The organism is Roseateles saccharophilus (assembly GCF_004342485.1).
GTDB classification, from domain to species: domain Bacteria; phylum Pseudomonadota; class Gammaproteobacteria; order Burkholderiales; family Burkholderiaceae_C; genus Pelomonas; species Pelomonas saccharophila.
Genome location: NZ_SMBU01000003.1, coordinates 217,963 through 239,037, shown reverse-complemented (window position 1 = coordinate 239,037; position 21,075 = coordinate 217,963). Strand labels below are relative to the sequence as shown.

Annotated in this window: 25 protein-coding genes; 9 read left to right on the top strand and 16 right to left on the bottom strand. The window is 71.0% G+C overall.

The genetic code is table 11. From position 1 onward, the window contains the following. Positions 1 to 4: 4 nt before the first annotated feature. Both EV671_RS04505 and EV671_RS04500 read right to left on the bottom strand, forming a co-directional pair. Positions 5 to 2,335 (bottom strand): Tex family protein, encoded by a 2,331-nt coding sequence (locus EV671_RS04505; protein WP_132570083.1) that lies wholly within the window; start codon positions 2,333 to 2,335, stop codon positions 5 to 7. A gap of 49 nt (positions 2,336 to 2,384) precedes the next feature. Then, entirely contained in the window at positions 2,385 to 3,161 is a 777-nt protein-coding gene (locus EV671_RS04500; RefSeq protein WP_132570082.1) for a substrate-binding periplasmic protein, read from the bottom strand. A 75-nt stretch (positions 3,162 to 3,236) separates the two neighbouring features. On the opposite strand from EV671_RS04500, the gene EV671_RS04495 reads away from it, so the two are divergent. Continuing rightward, positions 3,237 to 3,452: a hypothetical protein gene (locus EV671_RS04495; protein ID WP_132570081.1), complete on the top strand. Its 216-nt coding sequence runs from the start codon at positions 3,237 to 3,239 to the stop codon at positions 3,450 to 3,452. Here the strand turns inward: EV671_RS04495 and EV671_RS04490 are convergent. The 14 genes from EV671_RS04490 to EV671_RS04425 form a co-directional block, all read right to left on the bottom strand. Then, positions 3,449 to 4,714, bottom strand: coding sequence for a cytochrome-c peroxidase (locus EV671_RS04490; protein WP_132570080.1), 1,266 nt, complete (start codon positions 4,712 to 4,714; stop codon positions 3,449 to 3,451). The genes EV671_RS04495 and EV671_RS04490 overlap by 4 nt on opposite strands. A gap of 167 nt (positions 4,715 to 4,881) precedes the next feature. Continuing rightward, entirely contained in the window at positions 4,882 to 5,490 is a 609-nt protein-coding gene (locus tag EV671_RS04485; protein WP_165917467.1) for a PEP-CTERM sorting domain-containing protein, read from the bottom strand. A 23-nt stretch (positions 5,491 to 5,513) separates the two neighbouring features. Continuing rightward, on the bottom strand, positions 5,514 to 6,728 hold the full coding sequence (locus EV671_RS04480) for a metallophosphoesterase family protein (protein WP_132570078.1): 1,215 nt from the start codon (positions 6,726 to 6,728) through the stop codon (positions 5,514 to 5,516). Positions 6,729 to 6,776: 48 nt separating this feature from the next. After that, entirely contained in the window at positions 6,777 to 8,108 is a 1,332-nt protein-coding gene (locus EV671_RS04475) for a BaiN/RdsA family NAD(P)/FAD-dependent oxidoreductase (protein ID WP_132570077.1), read from the bottom strand. A 21-nt stretch (positions 8,109 to 8,129) separates the two neighbouring features. Next, a complete protein-coding gene (locus EV671_RS04470) occupies positions 8,130 to 9,014 on the bottom strand; it encodes an SDR family oxidoreductase (RefSeq protein ID WP_132570076.1) in 885 nt (294 codons plus the stop codon). Beyond that, positions 9,011 to 9,460 carry a GNAT family N-acetyltransferase gene (locus EV671_RS04465; protein WP_132570075.1) on the bottom strand — a complete coding sequence of 150 codons (450 nt, stop codon included), beginning with the start codon at positions 9,458 to 9,460 and terminating at the stop codon, positions 9,011 to 9,013. Before EV671_RS04465 ends, EV671_RS04470 begins: the two co-directional genes overlap by 4 nt. Continuing rightward, positions 9,460 to 10,479, bottom strand: coding sequence for an NADP-dependent oxidoreductase (locus EV671_RS04460; RefSeq protein ID WP_132570074.1), 1,020 nt, complete (start codon positions 10,477 to 10,479; stop codon positions 9,460 to 9,462). Before EV671_RS04460 ends, EV671_RS04465 begins: the two co-directional genes overlap by 1 nt. Positions 10,480 to 10,563: 84 nt before the next feature. Beyond that, positions 10,564 to 10,890 (bottom strand): cupin domain-containing protein, encoded by a 327-nt coding sequence (locus EV671_RS04455; RefSeq protein ID WP_132570073.1) that lies wholly within the window; start codon positions 10,888 to 10,890, stop codon positions 10,564 to 10,566. A gap of 45 nt (positions 10,891 to 10,935) precedes the next feature. Continuing rightward, the gene (locus EV671_RS04450) at positions 10,936 to 11,253 is read right to left on the bottom strand and encodes a hypothetical protein (RefSeq protein WP_132570072.1); all 318 of its coding nucleotides are present in this window, start codon (positions 11,251 to 11,253) and stop codon (positions 10,936 to 10,938) included. Positions 11,254 to 11,332: 79 nt separating this feature from the next. Beyond that, positions 11,333 to 11,683, bottom strand: a complete 351-nt coding sequence (gene cutA / locus EV671_RS04445; RefSeq protein ID WP_243655577.1) for a divalent-cation tolerance protein CutA — start codon at positions 11,681 to 11,683, stop codon at positions 11,333 to 11,335. 8 nt (positions 11,684 to 11,691) lie between these two features. Continuing rightward, on the bottom strand, positions 11,692 to 12,276 hold the full coding sequence (locus EV671_RS04440; protein ID WP_132570070.1) for an ABC-type transport auxiliary lipoprotein family protein: 585 nt from the start codon (positions 12,274 to 12,276) through the stop codon (positions 11,692 to 11,694). Continuing rightward, the gene (locus EV671_RS04435) at positions 12,273 to 13,238 is read right to left on the bottom strand and encodes an MlaD family protein (RefSeq protein WP_132570069.1); all 966 of its coding nucleotides are present in this window, start codon (positions 13,236 to 13,238) and stop codon (positions 12,273 to 12,275) included. The genes EV671_RS04440 and EV671_RS04435 overlap by 4 nt, the downstream gene beginning before the upstream one ends. A gap of 5 nt (positions 13,239 to 13,243) precedes the next feature. Next, positions 13,244 to 14,095, bottom strand: coding sequence for an ABC transporter ATP-binding protein (locus EV671_RS04430; protein WP_132570068.1), 852 nt, complete (start codon positions 14,093 to 14,095; stop codon positions 13,244 to 13,246). Further along, positions 14,092 to 15,255, bottom strand: coding sequence for an ABC transporter permease (locus tag EV671_RS04425; RefSeq protein WP_207911088.1), 1,164 nt, complete (start codon positions 15,253 to 15,255; stop codon positions 14,092 to 14,094). Before EV671_RS04425 ends, EV671_RS04430 begins: the two co-directional genes overlap by 4 nt. Before the next feature lie 117 nt (positions 15,256 to 15,372). Here EV671_RS04425 and EV671_RS04420 point away from each other — a divergent pair, with 117 nt between their 5' ends. The 8 genes from EV671_RS04420 (at position 15,373) to EV671_RS04385 (ending at position 21,072) form a co-directional block, all read left to right on the top strand. After that, entirely contained in the window at positions 15,373 to 16,002 is a 630-nt protein-coding gene (locus EV671_RS04420) for an RNA polymerase sigma factor (RefSeq protein ID WP_132570067.1), read from the top strand. Beyond that, the gene (locus tag EV671_RS04415) at positions 15,999 to 16,619 is read left to right on the top strand and encodes a zf-HC2 domain-containing protein (protein ID WP_132570066.1); all 621 of its coding nucleotides are present in this window, start codon (positions 15,999 to 16,001) and stop codon (positions 16,617 to 16,619) included. The genes EV671_RS04420 and EV671_RS04415 overlap by 4 nt, the downstream gene beginning before the upstream one ends. Next, a complete protein-coding gene (locus EV671_RS04410; RefSeq protein ID WP_243655576.1) occupies positions 16,616 to 17,821 on the top strand; it encodes a S8 family peptidase in 1,206 nt (401 codons plus the stop codon). The genes EV671_RS04415 and EV671_RS04410 overlap by 4 nt, the downstream gene beginning before the upstream one ends. Beyond that, on the top strand, positions 17,821 to 18,525 hold the full coding sequence (locus tag EV671_RS04405; RefSeq protein WP_132570065.1) for a TorF family putative porin: 705 nt from the start codon (positions 17,821 to 17,823) through the stop codon (positions 18,523 to 18,525). Before EV671_RS04410 ends, EV671_RS04405 begins: the two co-directional genes overlap by 1 nt. Positions 18,526 to 18,593: 68 nt before the next feature. Further along, on the top strand, positions 18,594 to 19,031 hold the full coding sequence (locus EV671_RS04400; protein WP_132570064.1) for a hypothetical protein: 438 nt from the start codon (positions 18,594 to 18,596) through the stop codon (positions 19,029 to 19,031). Positions 19,032 to 19,184: 153 nt separating this feature from the next. Beyond that, positions 19,185 to 19,394, top strand: coding sequence for a hypothetical protein (locus EV671_RS04395; protein ID WP_132570063.1), 210 nt, complete (start codon positions 19,185 to 19,187; stop codon positions 19,392 to 19,394). Positions 19,395 to 19,454: 60 nt separating this feature from the next. Beyond that, positions 19,455 to 20,117, top strand: coding sequence for a hypothetical protein (locus EV671_RS04390; protein ID WP_132570062.1), 663 nt, complete (start codon positions 19,455 to 19,457; stop codon positions 20,115 to 20,117). Between the two features lie 133 nt (positions 20,118 to 20,250). Continuing rightward, entirely contained in the window at positions 20,251 to 21,072 is an 822-nt protein-coding gene (locus EV671_RS04385) for an HDOD domain-containing protein (RefSeq protein ID WP_165917466.1), read from the top strand. The last annotated feature ends 3 nt before the right edge of the window (positions 21,073 to 21,075 follow it).

The following is a 21,075-nucleotide window of genomic DNA, read 5'->3' as shown; positions in this document are numbered from 1 at the left end:
AAGGTCAGCGCTTGAGCTTGGCGAAGGCCGCGGCCATCGCGTTGCCGCCCGCGGGCTGGGCGTCGCGCGAGCCACCACCGCCCTGGCGCTCGTTGCGGGCCGCCGGCCGGAAGGCGTTGTCCTGCTTCGGCCCGCGCGGGGCCTGGGCGTCCAGCTTCATCGTCAGGGAAATGCGCTGGCGGGCCAGGTCGACCTCCAGCACCTTGACCTTGACGATGTCGCCGGTCTTGACCACTTCGCGCGCATCGTTGACGAACTTGTTGCTCAGCTGGCTGACGTGGATGAGGCCATCCTGGTGCACACCCAGGTCCACGAAGGCGCCGAACTGCGCGACGTTGCTGACCGTGCCTTCGAGCAGCATGCCGGGCTGCAGGTCCTTCACGTCCTCGACGCCGTCGTTGAAGCGGGCCACCTTGAAGTCCGGGCGCGGGTCGCGGCCAGGCTTCTCCAGCTCGGCCAGCACGTCCTTCACGGTGATGAGGCCGAACTTCTCGTCGGCCAGCAGCTCGGGCTTGAGCGCGCGCAGCACCTCGCTGCGGCCGATGATCTCGTCGGCGCCGCGTTTCAGCTGGGCCAGCGCGCGTTCGACGATGGGATAGGTCTCGGGGTGGACGCCGCTGAAATCCAGCGGGTTGTCTCCGCCGCGGATGCGCAGGAAGCCGGCCGACTGCTCGAAGGTTTTGGGGCCCAGGCCCGCCACGTCCAGCAACTGCTGGCGGTTCCTGAACGCGCCGTTGGCGTCGCGCCAGCGCACGATGCTGCTGGCGACCGAAGCCGACAGGCCGGACACGCGGGCGAGCAGCGCGCTCGATGCGGTGTTCAGGTCCACGCCCACCTTGTTCACGCAGTCCTCGACGACCGCGTCCAGTGCGCGGGCCATCTCGGTCTGGTTGACGTCGTGCTGGTACTGGCCGACGCCGATGCTCTTGGGGTCGATCTTGACCAGCTCGGCCAGCGGATCCTGCAAGCGGCGGGCAATCGACACGGCACCGCGCAGCGACACGTCGAGGTCGGGCAGCTCCTTGGACGCGAACTCGGAGGCCGAGTAGACCGAGGCGCCGGCCTCGCTGACCACGACACGCTCGATCTTCACGTTCGCGTCGAGCTGTTGCAGCTTCTTGATCAGCTCGCCCGCCAGCTTGTCGGTCTCGCGGCTGGCCGTGCCGTTGCCGATGGCGATCAGGTTGACGCCGTGCGTCGCGCAGAGCTTGGCCAGCGTGTGCAGGCTGCCATCCCAGTCGCGGCGCGGTTCGTGCGGGTAGACGGTGGACGTGTCCAGCACGCGGCCGGTGTCGCTCACCACGGCCACCTTCACGCCGGTGCGGATGCCCGGGTCCAGCCCCATGACGACGCGCTTGCCGGCCGGTGCGGCCAGCAGCAGGTCGCGCAGGTTCTCGGCGAAGACCTTGATGGCCGTGGCCTCGGCGGACTCACGCAGGCGGGCGAACAGGTCGCGCTCCAGGCTCAGCGAGAGTTTGACCTTCCAGGTCCAGCCCACGGTCTTGCGGATCAGCTCGTCGGCCGGGCGATTGGCGTGGCGCCAGCCGAGGTGGCTCGCGATGCGGCCCTCGGCGAGGCCGGGCTTGCCGGCCACGGGCTCTTCATCGAGCGCCAGTTTGGCGTCCAAGAGCTCCTGCGTGCGGCCGCGGAAGACGGCGAGGGCCCGGTGCGAGGGCACGGTGCGGATGGGTTCGGCGTAGTCGAAGTAGTCGCGGAACTTGGCGTTGTCCGGCAGCTCGCCGTTCTTGCCGTCCATCAGCTTGCTCTGGAACAGGCCCTCGGCCCACAGCCATTCGCGCAGCTTGCCCACGAGGACGGCGTCCTCGGCCCAGCGCTCGCTGAGCAGGTCGCGCACGCCGTCCAGCACGGCGAAGGCGTCGGCAAAGCCGCCCTCGGCGTTGATGAACTTCGCGGCCTCGTCCATCGGCACCAGGGCTGGATCGGCGAAGAGCTGGTCGGCCAGCGGCTCCAGGCCAGCCTCGCGGGCAATCATGCCCTTGGTGCGGCGCTTGGGCTTGTAGGGCAGGTAGAGGTCTTCCAGCTCCTGCTTGGTCGGCGCGGTGCGGATGGCCGTCTCCAGCTCGATTGTGAGCTTGCCCTGCTCGGCAATGCTCTTGAGCACGGCCTCGCGGCGTCCGCTGAGCTCGCGCAGATAGGCCAGGCGGGCATCCAGCTCGCGCAGCTGGATGTCGTCGAGGCCGTCGGTGGCCTCCTTGCGGTAGCGGGCGATGAAGGGCACGGTGGCCCCGCCGTCCAGCAGCTCGACGGCAGCCTGCACCTGGGCGGGCCGAACCTTGAGCTCGGCGGCGATCTGGGAAACGATCAACTTGTCCAAAACGGGGCCTGACAACGCAGCAAAAAGCCGGCGATTTTGCCAGGGGGCGTCAGCGGCCGCCGGCCCGCTGGCGCCAGCGCTCCTGGATGGCCTTGGCCACGCCGTTGGCGCCGATGATGCGCATGCCCTCGTCGAAGGCCGCCAGCGTCTGTGCCGACTCGGGATGGTGGCGCGAAAAGGCCGTGTAGATGCCGAACAGGCTCAGCCCGCCGACGACCTTGAACTGGCCCGCCAGCTCGGGAAAACGCTGGAACAGCAGCCGCGCATTGATGTCGGGCGCCAGCGTGTAGCGGGCGCGGCCGCGCAGCACGAGCCGGAAGTTGTTCTCGTCGTGGCTGGTGACGAGGCGCTCGATGCGCGGGTTGGCGTCGAACTCGCTGCCGTACTCGTAGCCGCGCGTGACGGCGACCGGCTGGCCCTCGAGGTCGCGCACGCCCAGCGCGGGCCGGGCCGGGACGCCGTCCTGGCGCGCATAGATGAGGAAACGCTCCTCGAACATCGGCTTGGCCGGCCACAGGTAGTCGGCCTCGATCAGCTCGGTGCGCGTCGTGTTGAAGCAGGCCACCAACTGGCCGACCTTGGCCAGGGCCATGCAGCGGGCATAGGGCAGCACGTCGAAGCGCGCCTCGACGCCGACCGCGGCGAAGGCCGCCGCCACCAGGTCCACCGTCATGCCCTCGGCGCGGCCGAGGCTCTCGCCCGAATAGGGAAACCAGTCGTTCTCCGCGCCGATGACGACCCGCAGCGGCCGCGACGCCGGCTGGGCCTGCAGGCCCAGGCCGGGCGCGGCCAGGCCGGGGGTGAGCAGGAATTCGCGCCGGCGCATCGGGATGGGGAGGGAAGGAAGCAGAGGCAGGAAACCGGCAGTCTAGGTGTTGCGCTCCGGGCGCCGCATGTCGTGGTGCTGACGGCGTTCGCGCGCCGGAGTTCCTGCGGGTTCCCCGACCGCACCCTGCCGGCGCGGCGCGAGGGCGTGGCCTACCAGAGCGGCAGCTATGCCACCAAGGGCTTCTCGGACGCCGAGTGGCGCAGCGAGGAGCGCGACCGCTATCTCGCCGAGCTGGGCCGGGATGTCGGCCAGCTGGAGGGCCAGCTGGGTGGTGCGGGCGGGCCTTAGGGCTTGCCGGCAAGCCGTGTACGGGCCGAAGTGGCCGCCTGCGGCACATAGCCATCGGACAAGGTGCCGAGGAAGGCGACGATGTCGTCGATGTCCCGCGGGCTCAGGCGCGGCCTGCCGTCGGGCAGGGGCTTGAACGGGGCGTCGATGTTCACATTGCCCCAGTACTTGCGAGGCAGGTCGTCGTAGCGCTGCAGCTTGCCGCCCGGGCCCTTGGGGTACCACCTGTCCGGGTTGGTGTCTCGGGTGGCGTAGAACTCCACGACCTCGCGCAGCGAGCCGAAGGCGCCGTTGTGGAAGTAGTGGTGGCGCAGGGCCACGTTCCTCAGCGTCGGGGTGCGGAACAGGCCGCAGTATTCCGGCCTGTCCTTCAGGTCGGTTCTCAGCGGGCCGCACAGGCCCAGGTCGAAGAAGCCGGGGTCGTTGTTGACGGCCAGGCTGCGGTTGCGTGGCACGGCCAGGGCCACGTGACCGAGGTCGGTGAACATCGGGAAGCGCGCGCCGGCGTTCTTGTGCAGGCTGGGGTGGCAGCTGGCGCAATTGCCCTTCTTCACGTCGTTGAACAGGGCGAGGCCGCGCAGCTCGGTCGGCGTCAGCCGGGCCTGGTCGCGCAGATAGGCGTCGAACTTGCTCGAGAAGGGATGGAAGTCGGCCCGCGACTGCTCGAAGTTCTCGATCGCGACGGTCATCCACAGCACGGCCGATTCCGGGTCGTCGAAGACGTTCTCGCCCGGTGGCGAGACGGCCGCGGCAAAGGCCTTGGCGTAGGGCGCGCGGGCCAGCCGGGCGGCGATCTCCTCCTTGCTGGCGTTGGCCATCTCATTGGCGTCCAGCAGCGGCATCAGCGCCTGGTCATGGCCGGTGTCGGCGCGGCCGTCCCAGGTCCGCCCGCCCGTGGGGCCCTGGTCGTCCTTGCCACCTGTTACCTCGACCTCGTAGAAGTGCTCGGTGAAGGCGATGGGCGCATGCAGATAGCGCAGCGACGGCGTGTTGCGAAATCCGAAACGGTTCATGGCCGGCCCGCCGGGCTGAACGAGCAGATGGTTTGGCGGGCCGTAGGCCGCCTTGGGGTCGTGGCAGCTGGCGCAGGATTGCCGGCCCGAGGCCGACAGGCCGGCATCCGAGAACATCTGCCGCCCCAGCTCGGTCAGCTGCGCCACGCTGGGCCTGTCCCCATAGACGAGCGGGAAGTGGGTGTCGGTGCCGGTGGGCTCGACGGCATCGCCGCAGGCGAGCACCAGGGCCTGCGGCAGCAGGGCCATGGCGGCGGCGATGCAGAAGACGGCGCCACGAAGCCGGCGGGGCCTGGATGGATCTGGCCTGGTGTGCGCCACGGTGATGTCCTGGCAAGCGGCGACGCGGACGCCGCCATAGAGAACGAAAAAGGCCCGGCCGTGGCCGGCCGGGCTGTGCGAGGGCAGCCGAGGTATCAGGCCCGCTGACGGCGAGAGAGGCCGCCCACGCCGGCCAGGCCCGCCAGCATCAGCAGGCAGGAGGAGGGCTCGGGGACGGCGGTGACCTGCAGGCCGAAGCTCATCGGGCTGGCGGTCGTGCTGTAGCCGCTGCCGGATGCGGCCGCGGTAAAGGCCAGCGGCTTGGGGGCGCCATGGTCGAGCACGACGTTCTCGAAGCCGGAACTCAGCGTGTCGTTCGCGCCGATTTCGAGGGCCACCCAGTAGGCGCCCGTCGAGACGGCCCAGTTCAGGCCCGACACGCCGTTCCAGCCGTCCGCCGTGTAGCTGGCCGTGGCCGTGTACAGGGCCGATCCGGTGGGCGCGTGCGCGCCGCTGTCCGCATACAGCGCCACCGTGAAGCTGTCGCCGGCCGTGCCGCCCAGGATGTGGGCCGCCACCGAGGCGACCTGGGTTGCGTTGGCGAAGTCGACCTCGCCGGCCACGTAGTCGACCGCGTCGAGTGCGTAGCCGAACGGCGGCTGGTTGCTGGGGGTGCCCGTGTCCACCACGGTCACGGCCTGGGCCGCGGCCGTGGACAGCAGCGCCGCCGTGGCGAGTGCGAGGCGAAGGTTCGTCGTCGTCATGTTCATGCGCTCCAAGCGGGGCTTCAGGGCAGGTAGATCTGCTGGTACAGCTGCGTCGGGCCGAAGTGCTCGTCGAAGCCGTAGCCGAGGATGTCGACGCCGCCGTCCTGATGCACGCGCACCGTGGCCCAGGCGTAGCTGCGGTCGGTCAGCGGGTTGGCGCCTGGCACGCTGGCCTTGTCGTCGAACGGCGAGCCGCCCGAGCCCACGATCACCTGGTAGGCGCCGCCCTTGGGCTGGGAGATGTTGTAGACATGCTCGTGGCCGCTGAAATAGGTGGCGCCGTATTGCTCGATGACGGTCCAGAACGCGTCGCGCTTGACGGTGGTCGCCGCCGTCGCGTCCAGCGACGAACTGCTGGCGACGCCGGTTTTTTGGTAGTTGTAGTTGTAGGCCGGCTTGTGGCCGAAGACGAAGAGCTTCTTCGCGCCGCGGGCCTTGGCGGCGGCCAGGTCGGCCGCCAGCCAGTTGGTGGGGGCCGAGGTTTCGGCGCCGACCGGGTCGGTGTTGATGACGACGAAATGGAAGCCCTTGTAGTCGAAGCTGTAGGACAGCTTGCTCTGGTCGGTCGTCAGGCCGTCCGGGCTGCTGCCGGCCGCCGGGCCGGGGTTGAAGCTCTGCGGCAGCGTGCCCAGCAGCGTGCTGAAGCGGCTGTTGTCGAGGATCAGGTCGCCCATGTTGGCGGCATAGGCCTGTTCGTTCTCGACCTTGGCGACCTTCTGCTTGTCGCTGTTGGCCGGGCAGAACTTGCAGACCGTCTCATGGTTGCCTGGCACCGGGAAAACGTAGGTGCCGGTTTCCATGACCGGCGCCACCAGGCCGCGCCAGAAGGCGTACTGCTGATAGGCCTTGAGCAGGTCGGAGTTGACGACGTCCGCGGTGCTGGCCGGCGTCGTCGGGCCGCTGATCTTGTTGGCGACGAAGTCCGAGGTGTAGCCCAGCGCGTTCCAGCCGTAGCCGTTGATCATGTCGCCGTTGAAGAACAGCATGGTCGACTTCTGCGCCTGGATGGTGCGCAGGATGCGGGCAAAGGCCTTGGTGTTCTGCAGCCAGATCGCGTCCTGGCCGCTGAGCGTGGCGCCCACGCTCGCCTGGTCGTAGGTGATCGGGTCCTGGCGCGAGTCGCCGACGGTCGAGAAGCTGAACAGCACCGGTGTGGTGTTCTGGGCTTGCGCGGCACCGGCGCTCACCGCTGCGGCCAGGGCTGCAACCAGCAGCCGAAAGCGTGACGAGATCATTTGAATGGCTCCGTTGGTGGGCTCGGTGAAGGAGGGCCTGTCGCAGGCTCACGCGAGTGTCTGGAGCCGAGGTGACGTCACCGTGACTCGGCGGATCGGGGGCAGCTCGCCCCTCCAGTCAGGGGGCGGATGGCCGGCCAGCCAGCGGGCTAGCCCCTGCGCCGCCGCGCGGCCGCTGGCGAAGCTGGCCGTCAGCAGATAGCCGCCGGTCGGGGCCTCCCAGTCCAGCATCTCGCCGGCGCAGAACACGCCGGGCAGGGCCTGCAGCATCAGGTCGTCGGTCAGCGCCTCGAAGCGCACGCCGCCGGCCGTGCTGATCGCCTCGGCCACGGGGCGGGGCGCGTGCAGCGTGAGCTTGAGCGCCTTCAGCGCACCGGCCAGCGTGGCGGGCTCCAGCATTTGTTCGCGCGTCAGCAGCTCGTGCAGCAGGCCGAGCTTCAGCGCGTTCAGGTGCAGGCGGCTCTTCAGATGCGAGGACAGCGAGCGGCTGCCGCGCGGGTGGCGCACCTCGGCCAGCACGCGCTCGGGCGTCAGCTGGGGCAGCAGGTCCAGATAGAGCGTGGCCGAGCCCTTGCGGGCAATCTGCTCGCGCAGCGCGCTGCTGGCGGCGTAGACCAGCGAGCCCTCGATGCCGCTGGCGGTGACGACGAACTCGCCAGCGCGGTAGGCGAAGCCATCGGTCGCAAGGGCCACCGGCTTGATGGGCTGGCCGGCAAACTCGCGGGCGAAGCGCTCGCTCCAGCCGGGGCCGTCGGCATGGGCCGCCGTCGCACCGACGTCGAAGCCGCAGTTGGCGGCCTGCAGCGGCGCGATGCCGACGCCGCGTTCGGCCAGCCAGGGCGCCCAGGCGCCGTCCGAGCCCAGCTGGGGCCAGGACGCGCCACCCAGGGCCAGCAGCGTGGCGCGGGCCTGCATGCGGCGTTCGCCGCCGTCGGGGGTTTCAAAGCGCAGCGCGCCGTCCTCGGCCCAGCCTGTCCAGCGGTGGCGCATCGCGAACTTCACGCCGGCCGCGCGCAGCCGGTGCAGCCAGGCGCGCAGCAGCGGCGCGGCCTTCAGGTCCTTGGGGAAGACGCGGCCCGAGGTGCCGACGAAGGTTTCGATGCCGAGGCCCGCGGCCCATTCGCGGAGCGCGTCCGCATCGAAGCCGCGCAGCAGCGGCGCCAACTGCGCGGCGCGCGAACCGAAGCGGCCGAGGAAGGGCTCGAAGGGCTCGGAGTGGGTCAGGTTGAGGCCGCCCTTGCCGGCCAGCAGGAACTTGCGGCCGACGCTGGGCTTGGCGTCGTAGACGGTGACGGTGTGGCCGGCGGCGGCCAGCACCTCGGCGGCCATCAGGCCGGCGGGGCCGCCGCCGATGACGGCGATGGAATCGGGGGAATGCATCCCCCGATTGTCCCAGCCGCTTCAGTCCGCTCGCAGCTTGGCGCGCAGCGCGGCGCCGATCTCGGGCTTGTCGATGAAGGGATCGGTCGGGTTGCGTAGCAGCATCACGTCTTCCAGCCGCGTCTGCACGCCGGCCAGGGCCTGCGGGTGGCTGAAGATGTAGAACTTGTCGTGGTCGACGGCGTCGAACACCAGCGCCGCCACGTCGGCCGCGGTCAGCTTGCCGGAGGACACGGCCTTGTCGGTCTGGGCCTGCGAGATCAGCTGGCTCTTCGTCGGCTTGGGCGCAGCGAACTCGCCCGGCCGGTTGCGGTGGCTCTGGCTGATGCCGGTGGGCACGAAGAAGGGGCAGAGCACCGAGGCGTGCACCTGGTCGGTGACGAGGGACAGGTCTTGATACAGCGTCTCCGACAGCGACACGACGGCATGCTTGGACACGTTGTAGACGCCCATATTGGGCGGGTTCAGCATGCCGGCCATCGACGCGGTGTTGACGATGTGGCCCGAGTAGCCGGGGTCGGCCTTGGCGGCGGCCAGCATCATCGGCGTGAACAGGCGTACGCCGTGCACGACGCCCATCAGGTTGACGCCCAGCACCCATTCCCAGTCGCTGAGGGCGTTCTCCCAGATCAGGCCGCCGGAGCCGACGCCGGCGTTGTTGAAGACGAAGTGCGGCGCGCCGAAGCGCTCCTGCACGGCCGCGGCCAGCGCCTCCATCGGCTCGGCCTTGGCGACATCGACGACGCGGGCCAGCACCTCGACGTCCTTGAACTCCGAGGCCGCCTTGTCGAGGGCATCGGCCTGCACGTCGACGAGGACGAGGTTCATGCCGCGCTTGGCGGCGAGGCGGGCGGTTTCCAGGCCGAAGCCGGAGCCGGCGCCGGTGATCACTGCGGTCTTTTTCATGCGGTCTCCTTGCGCATCTCCTGGTGGGGGATGCCGTCTTCGATGTAGGGCTCGCCGACCGGCAGGAAGCCGAAGCCGGCGTAGAAGCGTTGCAGATGGGCCTGGGCATGCAGCGTGATGCCGTGGCCCGGCCACAGCCGTTCGCACTGCGCGACGGCTTCGGCCATCAGCGCGCGGCCCGTTCCGCCGCCGCGGGCGGCGGGCGCGGTGACGACGCGGCCGATCAGTGCGTCGGGCGCCTTGAGCCCGGGCGGGATCAGCCGCGCATAGGCCCTGAGGCTGCCGTCGTCGCCGTGGCCGAGCAGATGCCAGACCTGCGGGTCCAGGCCGTCGATGTCGAGGAAGACGCAGTTCTGCTCGACGACGAAGACCTCGGAGCGCAGGGCCAAGGCGTCGTGGAGTAGCTGCACGCTCAACTCGGCGAAGGGCGCGCAGGTCCAGCGCATCAGACCAGTTTCACCAGCTGTTTGCCGAAGTTGCGGCCCTTGAGCAGGCCCATGAAGGCCTCGGGCGCGCTGGCGATCCCCTGGGCGACGGACTCGCGGAACTTGAGCTTGGCCGAGGCCACCAGGCCGCCCAGCTCCTTCAGTGCCTCGGGCCAGACTTCCATGTGCTCGGAGACGATGAAGCCCTCGACCTTCATGCGGTTGGTCAGGATGAGCTGCGGGTAGGTCAGCGGGATGGGCTCACCGTTGTAGCCGGAGATCATGCCGCACATGGCGATGCGGCTGAAGGCGTTGGCGCGCAGCAGCACGGCGTCGAGGATCATGCCGCCGACGTTCTCGAAATAGCCGTCGATGCCGTTCGGGCACTCGGCCTTCAGCGCGGCGGACAGCGACTTCAGGTCGGCATGCTGCTTGTAGTCGATGCAGGCATCGAAGCCCAGTTCCTCGACGACATAGCGGCATTTGTCTGCGCCGCCGGCCAGGCCCACCGCGCGGGCGCCGCGTGCCTTGGCGAGCTGGCCCACGACGCTGCCGACCGCGCCGCTGGCGGCGCTGACCACGACGGTCTCGCCGGCCTTGGGGTTGATGATCTTCATCAGTCCGTACCAGGCGGTGACGCCCGGCATGCCGACCGCGCCGAGATAGGCGGACAGGGGGATGTGGGTGGTGTCGACCTTGCTCAGCACGCCGCGCTGGCCGCCGTCCACGGTGAAGTATTCCTGCCAGCCGCCCATGCCGACGACCTTGTCGCCGGCGGCGAAATTGGCGTTGCGGGACTCGACCACCTCGCCGACGGTGCCGCCGATCATGACCTCGTCCAGCGGCTGCGAGGCCGCATAGCTCTTGCTGTCGTTCATGCGGCCCCGCATGTAGGGGTCCAGGCTCAGGTAGTGGTTGCGCACGCGCACCTGGCCCTCGGCCAGCGGCGGGAGCTGGGCCTCGACGAGGCGGAAGTTGTCGGGCGTGACCTCACCCTTAGGGCGCGAGGCGAGGACGATCTGGTGGTTGATGGTGCTCATGGGGCTGCCTGTTCATGCAAACGGCCGCCATTGAAGCACCCTGGCCGGCGCCCCGGCGTCCCAGGGGCGACAACGCCTGGGTTCTCAGGGCAGGGCGACCGTCACCAGGGCCATCGCGTCTTCAAGGGCCTGCACGTCGTGCATGGCCTCGCGGTCGAGGTAGAGCAACTGCCCGGCCTTCAGCTCGTGCCGGCCGGCCGCGGTGTTGACGGCCAGCGCGCCGCTGATGCACTGGATGGTGATCTCGCGCGCCACCTTGTGCGGCGGCAGGGCCTTGCCGGCCGGCAGCACGAGGCGCATGACCTCCAGGTCGCGCGACTTGAACAGCGCCACTGTGCGGGCGCCGTCGGGGTCGGCGGCGGCGGGCCGGATGTCGATGGCTTGACCGGGAGTGGCGTGGGCGATGGCCATGCGGGGCAGTATGCGCCGCCTGCCGGGGGCGTGCCAAGCCGGGTTTCAGGGCTTCTTTTGCGCCGGCCGGTGGATCATCGTCCGCTGGAACCAGGCCTCGTTCATCCGCGCGAGGAAGTTCGCGTTGATAGCGAAGCCGCAGCCATCGCCCAGCACGGCCTCGCTGCCGCAGCGCGGGCACATCGCGGTCTGCTGGCGGATGGCCTTGGGGTCGTCCATGTTCTGCACGGTCAGCCCCGTCCAGCCGACGATGTCCTCGGGCTTGAACAGCTCGACGCAGTTGCAGCAGCCGCAGACTTTGCTGGCCTCGATCTGCGCGTGGTTGTTGCTGGTGTAGCGGTAGGCGGCGAGCAGTTCGTTCATGGCTGGGGGCGGCGGTCGGTTGGCCCGAGTGTGACGCCGCGTCGCCCGGAATTCCATCGCCGCGCGCCGCGATCCATCCTCAAGCCTGTGGCTCGCCGCCCTGCGGCTGCGGTGGCGCGCCGTCGAGCGATTCCTGCAGCCAGGCCGCGTAGCCGGGGGACGCCGCCGCCACCTCCAGCGCAAAGATCGCCGGCAGCTCGTAGGGATGCCGTTCCCGCAGCAGTCTTTCGAGGGCAGCGTAGTGCTCGCGGCGGGTCTTGAACAGCAGGCGGATTTCCGACTGGTTGGCGATCCGGCCCTGCCAGCGATAGGTGCTGTGGATGGCTTCGGCCTGCACGCAGGCGGCCAGCCGCGCCTCGATGGCGGCGCCGGCCAGCGCATCGGCCTGGGCCTCGGTCGCGACGGTGGTGAAGACGGCCAGCATGTCCATCGACACCCTCAGCGGCAGGCCGATACGACCAGCCAGTCGGCCAGTTGCGGCAGCAGTTCGTCCACGGCCTGGGCCAGGCCGCGCACGGCGCCAGCGGCGTCGGGTGTCGCGGCGGGGCGCTCCAGGCGCCAGTGCTGCTGCAGCGTCGGGCCGGTGGCGCCGGCGGGCCACAGCGTCGCGTGCACGCGCAGCACGACCTGGCTGCTCGCCGGGCTCGTGAACACCTGCTCGAACTCGTCCAGGCTGACGGCCAGCAGCGCGGCGGGCCGGTTGGCGCAGCCGGGCGGCGTGTCCAGCCGCTCGCGCAGGCGCTGGGTCAGCAGCGCGGCGGGGGGCGCGGCCCAGACGCTGTCGCGGTAGTGCTGCTGGCGCAGTGCCTGCTCGTAGCCGAGCCGGTAGGCGATGCCGTCACCGCCGAGCCAGGGCGGGGCGGTCACGTCGGCGATGCGCCAGGCCAGCGGGCCGCCGCCGCCGGCGGGCGCGGCCGGCGCGGGGCCGAGGTCGTAGACGGTCTTGGCCGGGGCGACGGGCGCGAGCGAGCAGGCGCTCAGCAGCAGCGCGGCGAGGGTCGTGGCAAGGAGTCGGAGGGTCATTTGGTGCCGGTCTTCTGGCGTTGCTCGAAGCCGGTCTCGCCAGGGCCGGGTGGGCGCGCGCCACGGCCGAAGAGCAGGCTTTGCGGCTGTTCACCGACCTCGTTGGCGGCGCGCTCGACGCTGCGGCTGGCGGCCGAGATGTCGGACAGCAGCGGGCGCGTGCGCGGCGGCGTGTCGCCCACCAGCGCGAGCTCGAGGTTGCGGCTCGTGGCTTGGACCTGAGCGGCGGCGGCCTCCAGCCGGTCCAGCATCGCGGCGCGAGCCTTCAGGTCCTGGGCGAGCTGCTGGCCATCGGCGGCCAGGGCCTCGACGCGGCGCAGCGCCGCGTCGGCGCGCTGGGTGGCGGCATCGGCATCCTTCAGCAGGCCGGGCAGCTCGCGCGCGGCCGGCTGCAGCGCGGCCATCAGCCGGCTGGTGTCGCCGGCGGCCTGGCGCAGCTGCACCAGGGCCTCGCCGAGCTGCGCGCGGTTGTCGTCGCTGAGCACGGCGTTGAGCCGCGTGGCGGTCTCGGCGAAACCGGCGACGAGGTTGGGGCCGCTCTCGGCCAGGCGGTCCAGCAGCGTGGGCCGCAGCGCGATGCGGGCGCCCGGCTCGGCGCGCTTGAACGGCGCCTCGGCATCGGCCTCCTCAAGCGCGACAAAGGACAGGCCGGTGACGCCTTGCAGGCCGAGTTGGGCATAGGCGCTGGTGGAGACGGGGGCGGCCACGTCGACGGCGATGTCGACGAGGATCTGGCGCGCATCGGTCGGGTCGAAGCCTATGCCCTCGACATGGCCCACCTCCACGCCGCGCAGCTTGACCGGCGCCTTCAGGTTGAGGCCGGTGACACCGCTGCGCGACACGACGGTGTAGTGCACGCGCTCGGTGCGGTCGCCCTGGAACCAGGCGACGGTGGCCGCGAGCGCGAAGCCGAGCAGCAGCACAAAGAGGCCGGCGGCGATGGCGTGGGCTTTGTTTTCCATGAGGGTCAGTGGTGGATCTCTTCGGCTTCGCGCAGCACGGCCGGCACGCCGCCGTCCTCGCTGGTGTCGTCCAGGCTGAGGCGGAAGCGCCGCAGGTCCTCCTCGGCGCAGCGCTCGAGGTGGCCGAGGAAGAAGTTGCGCACGAAGGAATGGGGCAGGCGGGCCACGTCTGCCAGCGGCCCGCAGGCGATGATGTGCTGGTCGGCCAGCACGGCCACGCGGTCGACGACGGCGAACAGCGTGTCCACGTCGTGCGTGACCATCACGACGGTCAGCTCCAGCTCCTGGCGCAGTCGGCGCAGCAGCTTGACGAACTGCTTGGCGCTGTCCGGGTCCAGGCCGGCGGTGGGCTCGTCCAGGAAGAGCAGCTGCGGGTCGAGGATGAGGGCGCGCGCCAGCGACACGCGCTTGACCATGCCGCCGGACAGCTCGGCCGGGCGCTTGAGCGCGTCTTCGGGCTTGAGGCCGACCTGGGCGAGCTTGAGCATGACGAGGGGCTTGACGAGGTCGTCCGGCACGCTCTTGAGCTCGCGCAGCGGCAGCGCGACGTTGTCGAACACGTTCAGCGCCGAGAACAGCGCGCCGTTCTGGAACAGCACGCCCCAGCGGTAGCGCACGCACTCCAGGTCGCGCGCGGCGCAGCGACCCAGCGGGTGGCCGAAGATCTTCACGCTGCCGGCCGTGGGCACCTCCAGGCCGAGCAGCAGGCGCAGCAGCGTCGTCTTGCCCGAGCCCGAGCCGCCGATCAGCGCCATGACCTCGCCGCGGTAGACGGTCAGGTTTAGGTGACGGTGGATGACGTGGCCGCCCAGCACGGTGCTGACGTTGTCGACTTCGATGATGGCTTCGGCGCTCATATGCCCACGTTCGAAAAAAGTACCGCGAAGACCGCGTCGACGACGATGACCAGCGTGATGGCCGTAACGACCGACTGCGTGACGCCCAGGCCCAGGCTCTCGGTGTTGGGCTTGACGCGCAACCCGAAGTGGCAGGCCAGCAGCGCGATCAGGCCGCCGAAGAGCACCGATTTGCTCCAGCCCAGCCACAGGTTGGCGGGCTGCACGACGCGCGGCAGCACATGCAGGAATTGCAGCGGGTCGATGCCGAGCTGCATGCGCGCCGCCGCCATGCCGCCCAGCAGCATCAGCGCGCCCGTCCACAGCGCGACCAGCGGCAGGCACAGCGCCAGCGCGATGACCTTGGGCGCCACCAGGCGCACCGTGTGCGAGATGCCCATCACCGACAGCGCGTCCAGTTCCTGCGTGACGCGCATGACGCCGATCTGCGCCGTCATCGCCGAGCCCGAGCGCCCGGCCACGATGATGGCCGCCAGCAACGGCCCGAGCTCGCGCAGCACGGCCAGGCCCAGGATGTTGATGACGAAGATGTCGGCGCCATAGGCCCTGAGCTGCTTGGAGATCAGGTAGGACAGCGTCAGCCCGACGAGAAAGCCCACCAGCGCCGTGATCGGCAGCGCCTGCGCGCCGGTGCGGAAGACATTGGCCGAGATTTCGCGCCAGCCGATCAGCGACGGGTGGCGCAGCATGCGGCCCAGGTCCAGCACCAGGCGGCCGGTCAGCGCGACGATGTCGACCGCGTGGCGGGCGAAGGCCAGCAGCCGCGAGCCGGCCAGGGCCATGCCCGGGGCCAGGCGCGCCCGGCGCCTCGGCACCGCGCCGGGCTGCATGAACTGCGCGAACAGCGTCACATGCTCGGGCAGCCACAGCAGCCGCGCCGGCGGCTTGCGCCCCCAGCCTTGCCACAGCGTCAGCGCGCCGGCGGTGTCCAGCCGGCGCAGGCCGCGCAGGTCCCACAGCGCCTCGCCGGGCTCCGCCACTGCGGCGGCGATGCGTTGGCGGAACTCGTCGTAGCGCCCGCGCAAGGCCAGCAAGGTCCAGTCGCCGCTGATGCGCCATTCCTGCGGCCCGGCGGCCAGCAACTGCGGCTCGGCATCCGGCGACCCGGCGGCCCAGGCCTCGGGCGGCTCGGGGATGGACAGGGCGCCAGCATCGCTCATGGATGCAACGATAGCGCCCCTGGCGCAAGGTTGCGTCTAGGATGCCTTGAACCTTTGGGTGCCGCCCCGGCACTCACGCGCATCCCAACCCCTTGCCCGCACCGGAATGTGCCCAGCATGTTGAAGTGGCCCAGCATCAGGAACAGGCGTGAGAACCCCGCCGCCGAGGAGCCCGGCGCGCCGGTGACCGAGGCGCTGGAGCTGGCGCTGCTGGCCGGCGTCAGGCAGGGCCGGCGCGCCGAGTTCGACGCCCTCTACCGGCTCTACCACCCGCGGCTGTGGCGCTTCCTGGTGCACATGCTGCGCCGCGGCGAGCAGGTCGAGGAGGTGTTGAACGACACCCTGCTCGTCGTCTGGCAGCGCGCCGACAGCTTTGACGGCCGCAGCAAGCTGTCGACCTGGGTGTTCGGCATCGCCTATCGCAAGGCCCTGAAGGCGCTGAGCCGGCTGGACTTGCCGCTCGAGGCCGACGTCGTGAACGAGCCCGCCGACCCCGGCCCCGGCCCCGAGCAGCGGCTGGGCCTGGCGCAGCTGCGCGGGCGGCTGGCCGGGGCGCTGGCCGAGCTTTCGGTGGAGCACCGCGCCGTCGTCGAGCTGTGCTACTTCCACGATATGGCCTATGCCGAGATCGCCGAGGTCGTGGGCTGCCCGCCCGAAACCGTGAAGACGCGCATGTTCTACGCGCGCCGCCGGCTGCGCCTGCTGCTGGACGATCTGGCCGGGCCGGGCCAGGGGGAGGCGTCATGAGCGTGGTCGTCCGGATGGAGTACGACGAGCATGTGGCCGCGCAGGCCCTGCTGCCCTGGCTGGCGCGCGGCCAGCTGGGCGAGGCCGAGCGGCAATGGGTGGAGCAGCACCTGCTGCACTGCCCCGCCTGCCGGGACGAGCTGGCCGCGGAGGGCCCGATGCAGGCCCTGCTGAACGTGGCCGGCGCGCTGCCCGAGGGCGGCGATGTCGAGGCCGGCCTGGCCCGGCTGCATGCCCGCATGCAGCCCGTGCCCGAGTTGCGCCCGCGCCCGCCGCGCTGGATGCCCTGGGCCCTGGGCCTGCAGGGCATGGCCGTCGCGGCGCTGCTGGCGCTGTGGCTGCAGGCCCGCAACGAGGCGCCGGACTACCAGGGCCTGTCGGCCGCCGCTGCACCTGGTACGGCGCCAGTCGTGGCCGACGCCCTCGTGATGTTCAAGCCCGGCACCAGCGAGCGCCAACTGCGCGAGCTGCTTCAGGCGCATGACGCCGGCATCGTTGCCGGCCCGACCGAGACCGGCGCCTGGCTGTTGCGCGTGGACGCCCGCGGCCTGGCGGCGCTGCGCGTGGCGCCCATCGTCCAGATGGCCGAGCCTCTGCAACCGGGGCCGCCGCGATGAAGCACTGGCTGCGCTGGCTGCTGTTGTTCGCATGCCTGTGTGGCGGCGGCGCCATGGCCCAGGCCGAGGCGGCGCAGCGCCAGGTCCTCGTGATGCTGCAGCTGCCCAAGGCCCATTACAGGCCCGATGGCAGCTATGCCGGAACCTATGGCGAGGGCGTGGGCCGGCAGGCGCGCCAGCGCGTCGCCGAGGCGCTGGCCCGGGAGCATGGCCTCGAGATGCACAGCGAGTGGCCGATGCCGCTGGCCGGCGTGGACTGCTTCGTCATGCGCCTGCGCGACGGCGACGCGCGCAGCCCGGCCGAGGCGGCCCAGGCGATGTCCGGGGACCGGCGCGTGGCCTGGGCCCAGCCGGTCGGCCTCTTCCAGGCCCAGGGGGCGCAGCAGGAGCCGCTCTATGCAGCCCAGCCCGCGGCCCGGCAATGGCATTTGGCCGAACTGCACCGGCTCGCCACCGGCCGTGGCGTGCGCGTGGCCGTCGTCGACAGCGGCGTCGAGGCGGGCCACCCCGACCTGGCTGGCCAGGTCGCGCTGAACGCGAACTTCGTCGACGACCGCCCGCCGCCCGCCGAGGCCCATGGCACGGCCGTGGCCGGCATCATCGCGGCACGCGCCGACAACGGCGTCGGCATCGCCGGCGTTGCGCCCCAGGCCCGGCTGCTCGCGCTGCGGGCCTGCTGGCAGGCGGCGCAGGCCCGGACGCTGTGTACCAGCCTCGGCCTGGCCCGGGCCTTGTACGCGGCCATCCAGCAGGGCGCCGACATCATCAACATGAGCCTGGGCGGGCCGGACGACCGCCTGCTCGGGCTGCTGCTGGACCAGGCCCAGGCGCGCGGCGCCAGCATCGTCGCGGCGCTGCCGGGCGCGGGCGGGCCCTTCCCGGCCGACCACCCCGGCGTGCTCGTCGTCGGCAGCGCGCCGCCGCTGCCCGAGGGCGCGGTGCTTGCGCCGGGGCGTGACGTGCCGAGCACGGCGCCCGGCGGCGGCTGGGCGCTGGTGTCGGGTTCGTCCTTCGCGGCCGCGCATGCGGCCGGCCTGCTGGCCCTGGTGCGCGAACTTGATGGCGCGCACGGCACCGTGGCAGCGCGGGCGGCCTTCGTCATGGCGGCGCAGGGGCATATCGACAGCTGCGCGACGCTGGCACGCCATGCCGGTGCGCGCGGGGCCATGGCCTGCGCCACCCTGCGGCAAACTGCCGACTGATGCCTTCCACGCGCCTGGCCTGCCTGACGAGCCTGACCGCAGCGCTGCTTGCCGGCGCCGTGCGGGCGGACGTGGGTGCGACGCTGTCGCTGCAAACCGACTCGCGCGACCGGGGCCTGTCCTACAGCGGCAACCGCCCGAGCGCGCAACTCGGCCTCACCTGGGACGGCGACGCCGGCGGCTATGCCGGTGCGCTGCTGACGCACGCCCGCTTCGATGCCGAGCACCAGGGGGCCTGGCTGCGCGTCTACGGCGGTCGCGTCGTCGCGCTTCGGCCAGGCCTGGACGGCGAGGCCGGGCTGCTGTGGAACCGTTTCGAGCGCCTGTCGCAATACGACTTCGCCGAGGTCTATGCCGGCCTGCTCGGCGAGCGCTGGAGCCTGCGCCTGCACCACTCGCCCAACTACTACGGCAGCGGCCAGCGCAGCGTCTATGGCGAGTTCAACCTGCGCTGGCCGTTGGGCCCGGAGGTGGCGGCCTTCGGCCATGCCGGCGTGTTGCGCGGGCGCGGCGCGGCGCTGCCGGCCTATGTCGAGCCGCTTGGCCCGACGCGCATCGACCTGCGCGCGGGCCTGTCCTGGCAGCTGGGGCGTGGCTGCGAACTCCAGCTCGCCTGGGTCACGGCCAGCCGCGGCGGGCCCTACACCTGGACGGACCCGACGCGCCGGCGTGCAGCCGTGCTGAGCTTCAACGCCGCCCTCTAACCCGTCGATGCGCTGAACCCTCGCGACACCGGGAGGCACATACCGCCGTGTGTCACGAAAGGACGGCGATGAAGACCTCTGCAATTCGACTCGGCGCGACCGGCGCCCTTCTGGTGGGCATGGCGGGCTGCGGCGGCGGCGGTGGCTACGGCGGCTCGAGCGGGTCGCCGGGCACCGACCCCAATCCACCGATGACGGCGACCTTCGCCTCCATCCAGTCCCATGTGTTCACGCCCATCTGCTCGGCCTGCCATGCCGGCGCAGCGGCGCCGCAGGGCCTGAAGCTGGACGTGGCCAACAGCTACATGATGCTGGTCAACGTCGCGAGCGCCGAGGTGCCATCGATCAAGCGCGTGGCACCCGGCGATGCGGCCAACAGCTACATCGTGCAGAAGCTCGAGGGCCACGCGGCCGTGGGTGCGCGCATGCCCTTCGGCGGCCCCTATCTCGACGCCACCACCATCGGCCTGATCCGCCAGTGGATCGACAACGGGGCGGCACAGTGAGGGCAGTGGGCCGGCTGCTGTCCTGCTGCCTGCTCGCGCTGCTGTTGCCGGCCATCTGCCGGGCCGAGCCCTATCTGGCCGTCCGCGCGGGCCTGGATTGCGTGGCCTGCCATGTGAACCCGACCGGCGGCGGCCTGCGCAACGCGGTGGGCAATGCGTTCGCCCAGGGGTCGATCCCGGCCAACGCGTTGCCCGGGGCATTGCAGGGATGGCAGGGGGGCACTGCTGAACGAGCGCCTGCGCCTGGGCGGCGACTTCCGCACCGCGACGACGCGTACCGCCATCCCCGGCCAGCCGAGCAGCCGCGTCGGCGGCACCGAGCAGGCGCGGCTCTACGCCGACGTGCAGCTGGTGAAGGACTGACTCGGCGCCTATGTCGACGAGCAGCTCGCGCCGGGCAAGGCCGCGCGCCAGGAGGCCTATTTGCGGCTGCAGACGCCGGGCCTGGGCTGGTATGCCAAGGCCGGCCAGTTCTACCTGCCCTACGGCTGGCGGCTGCAGGACAACCTCGCCTTCGTGCGCCAGCTCAGCGGCGTCAGCATGGCGGTGCCGGACAAAGGGCTGGAGCTCGGCCACGAGGGCAGCAGCTTCTCGGCTCAGCTGGCCTACAGCAAAGGCCCCGGGCAACCGGGGCGGCGTGACGGGGCACCAGCTCACGGGCCAGCTCGTCTGGCTGCAGCCCTGGGGCCGCGTGGGCGTGGCGACGGTGCAGCTGACTTCGAGCGCGGGCAACCGCCAGGCCTGGGGCTTCTTCGCCGGCCCGGTGACCGGCCCGTGGCCTGGCTGGGCGAACTCCATCTCATCGGCGACGACGGCTTCGCCGGCGGCCGGCGCCGCCAGCTGGCGACGCTGCTGGAGGCCGACTGGTTGCTGAGCCGGGGCCACAACTTGAAGCTGAGCAGCGAATTCCTCGACCCCGGCCTGCACGCCGCCCACGACGGCAAGGCGCGCTACAGCCTGGTCTACGAGTACACGCCCATCGCCTTCGTGCAGCTGAGGGCGGGTTATCGGCGCCATGTCGGCGCGCTTCAGAACCCCTTCGACAACCGGCGGGCCGCCTTCGCGGAGCTGCACGCGTTGTTCTGAGTAACCGTGGCGAATTACCGTTCCGGCGCAGTTGCTGCGCCGGCTGGCGAGGCGGAGAGGCGCCAGCAGGGCAAGCCGTTTCCGGTCCGCAAGGCAGGCTATTAGCATTGCGCTATTCCTTGCGAGGTATCCCGTGAAACTCGAAGACCTGCTCGCTGCCGATGCCTTGATCCCGTCATTGCCAGAGGCGGTCAATCGAATTCTTGGGGAGCTGCAGCATGAAGAACCCGATCTGCAGCGGGTCAATCGGCTGCTGTCCGGCGAAGTCGGGCTGACGGTGCGCCTGCTGCGGCTGGTGAACTCCGCGCGCTACAGCACGGGTGGCCAGCGCATCGGCACGGTCGAGGCGGCCACGGCCATGCTGGGCCTGAACGCCACGCGCCAGCTCGTGCAGGCAGCGGCCGTGGGCGCGGCGTTCCGAGGCGTGCCCGGCGTGGACATGACCGAGTTCTGGCGCCACAGCCTGGACGTCGCGAAGATCGCGCAGTCGCTGGCCGAGGAGTTGAGGCTGGACCAGGGGCTGGCCTTCACGGCAGGCCTGCTGCATGGCACCGGCGACCTGATCATGAAGATGGCGATGCCCGATTGCGCGTGCCTGCGGCCGGCCTTTGCCGCCGACGACGGCCGCTATGAGGCGCAGGTCGCCGAGCTGGGCTTCGCCTATCCGGAGGTCGGCGCCGCCTTTGCCGCGCGCTGGCTGTTCCCGGACAACCTGGTCGAGGCCATCCGCTTCCAGTGCGAGCCGCGCGAGTGCGCCGACCCGACCTATTCCAGCCTTCTCTACCTGGCCTGCTGGAGTGCCCGTGCCCATGAACTGGACATCGAAGGCAATGCGCCGCACGGCGACTTCCCGCAGGGCGTGGCCCAGGCGATCGGCCTGAGCGACGCAGAGCGGCTGCGCGACGACAAGGTCATCGCCTGGACGCCGCCGGACGAGGCGCGCGATTTCACCTGATCG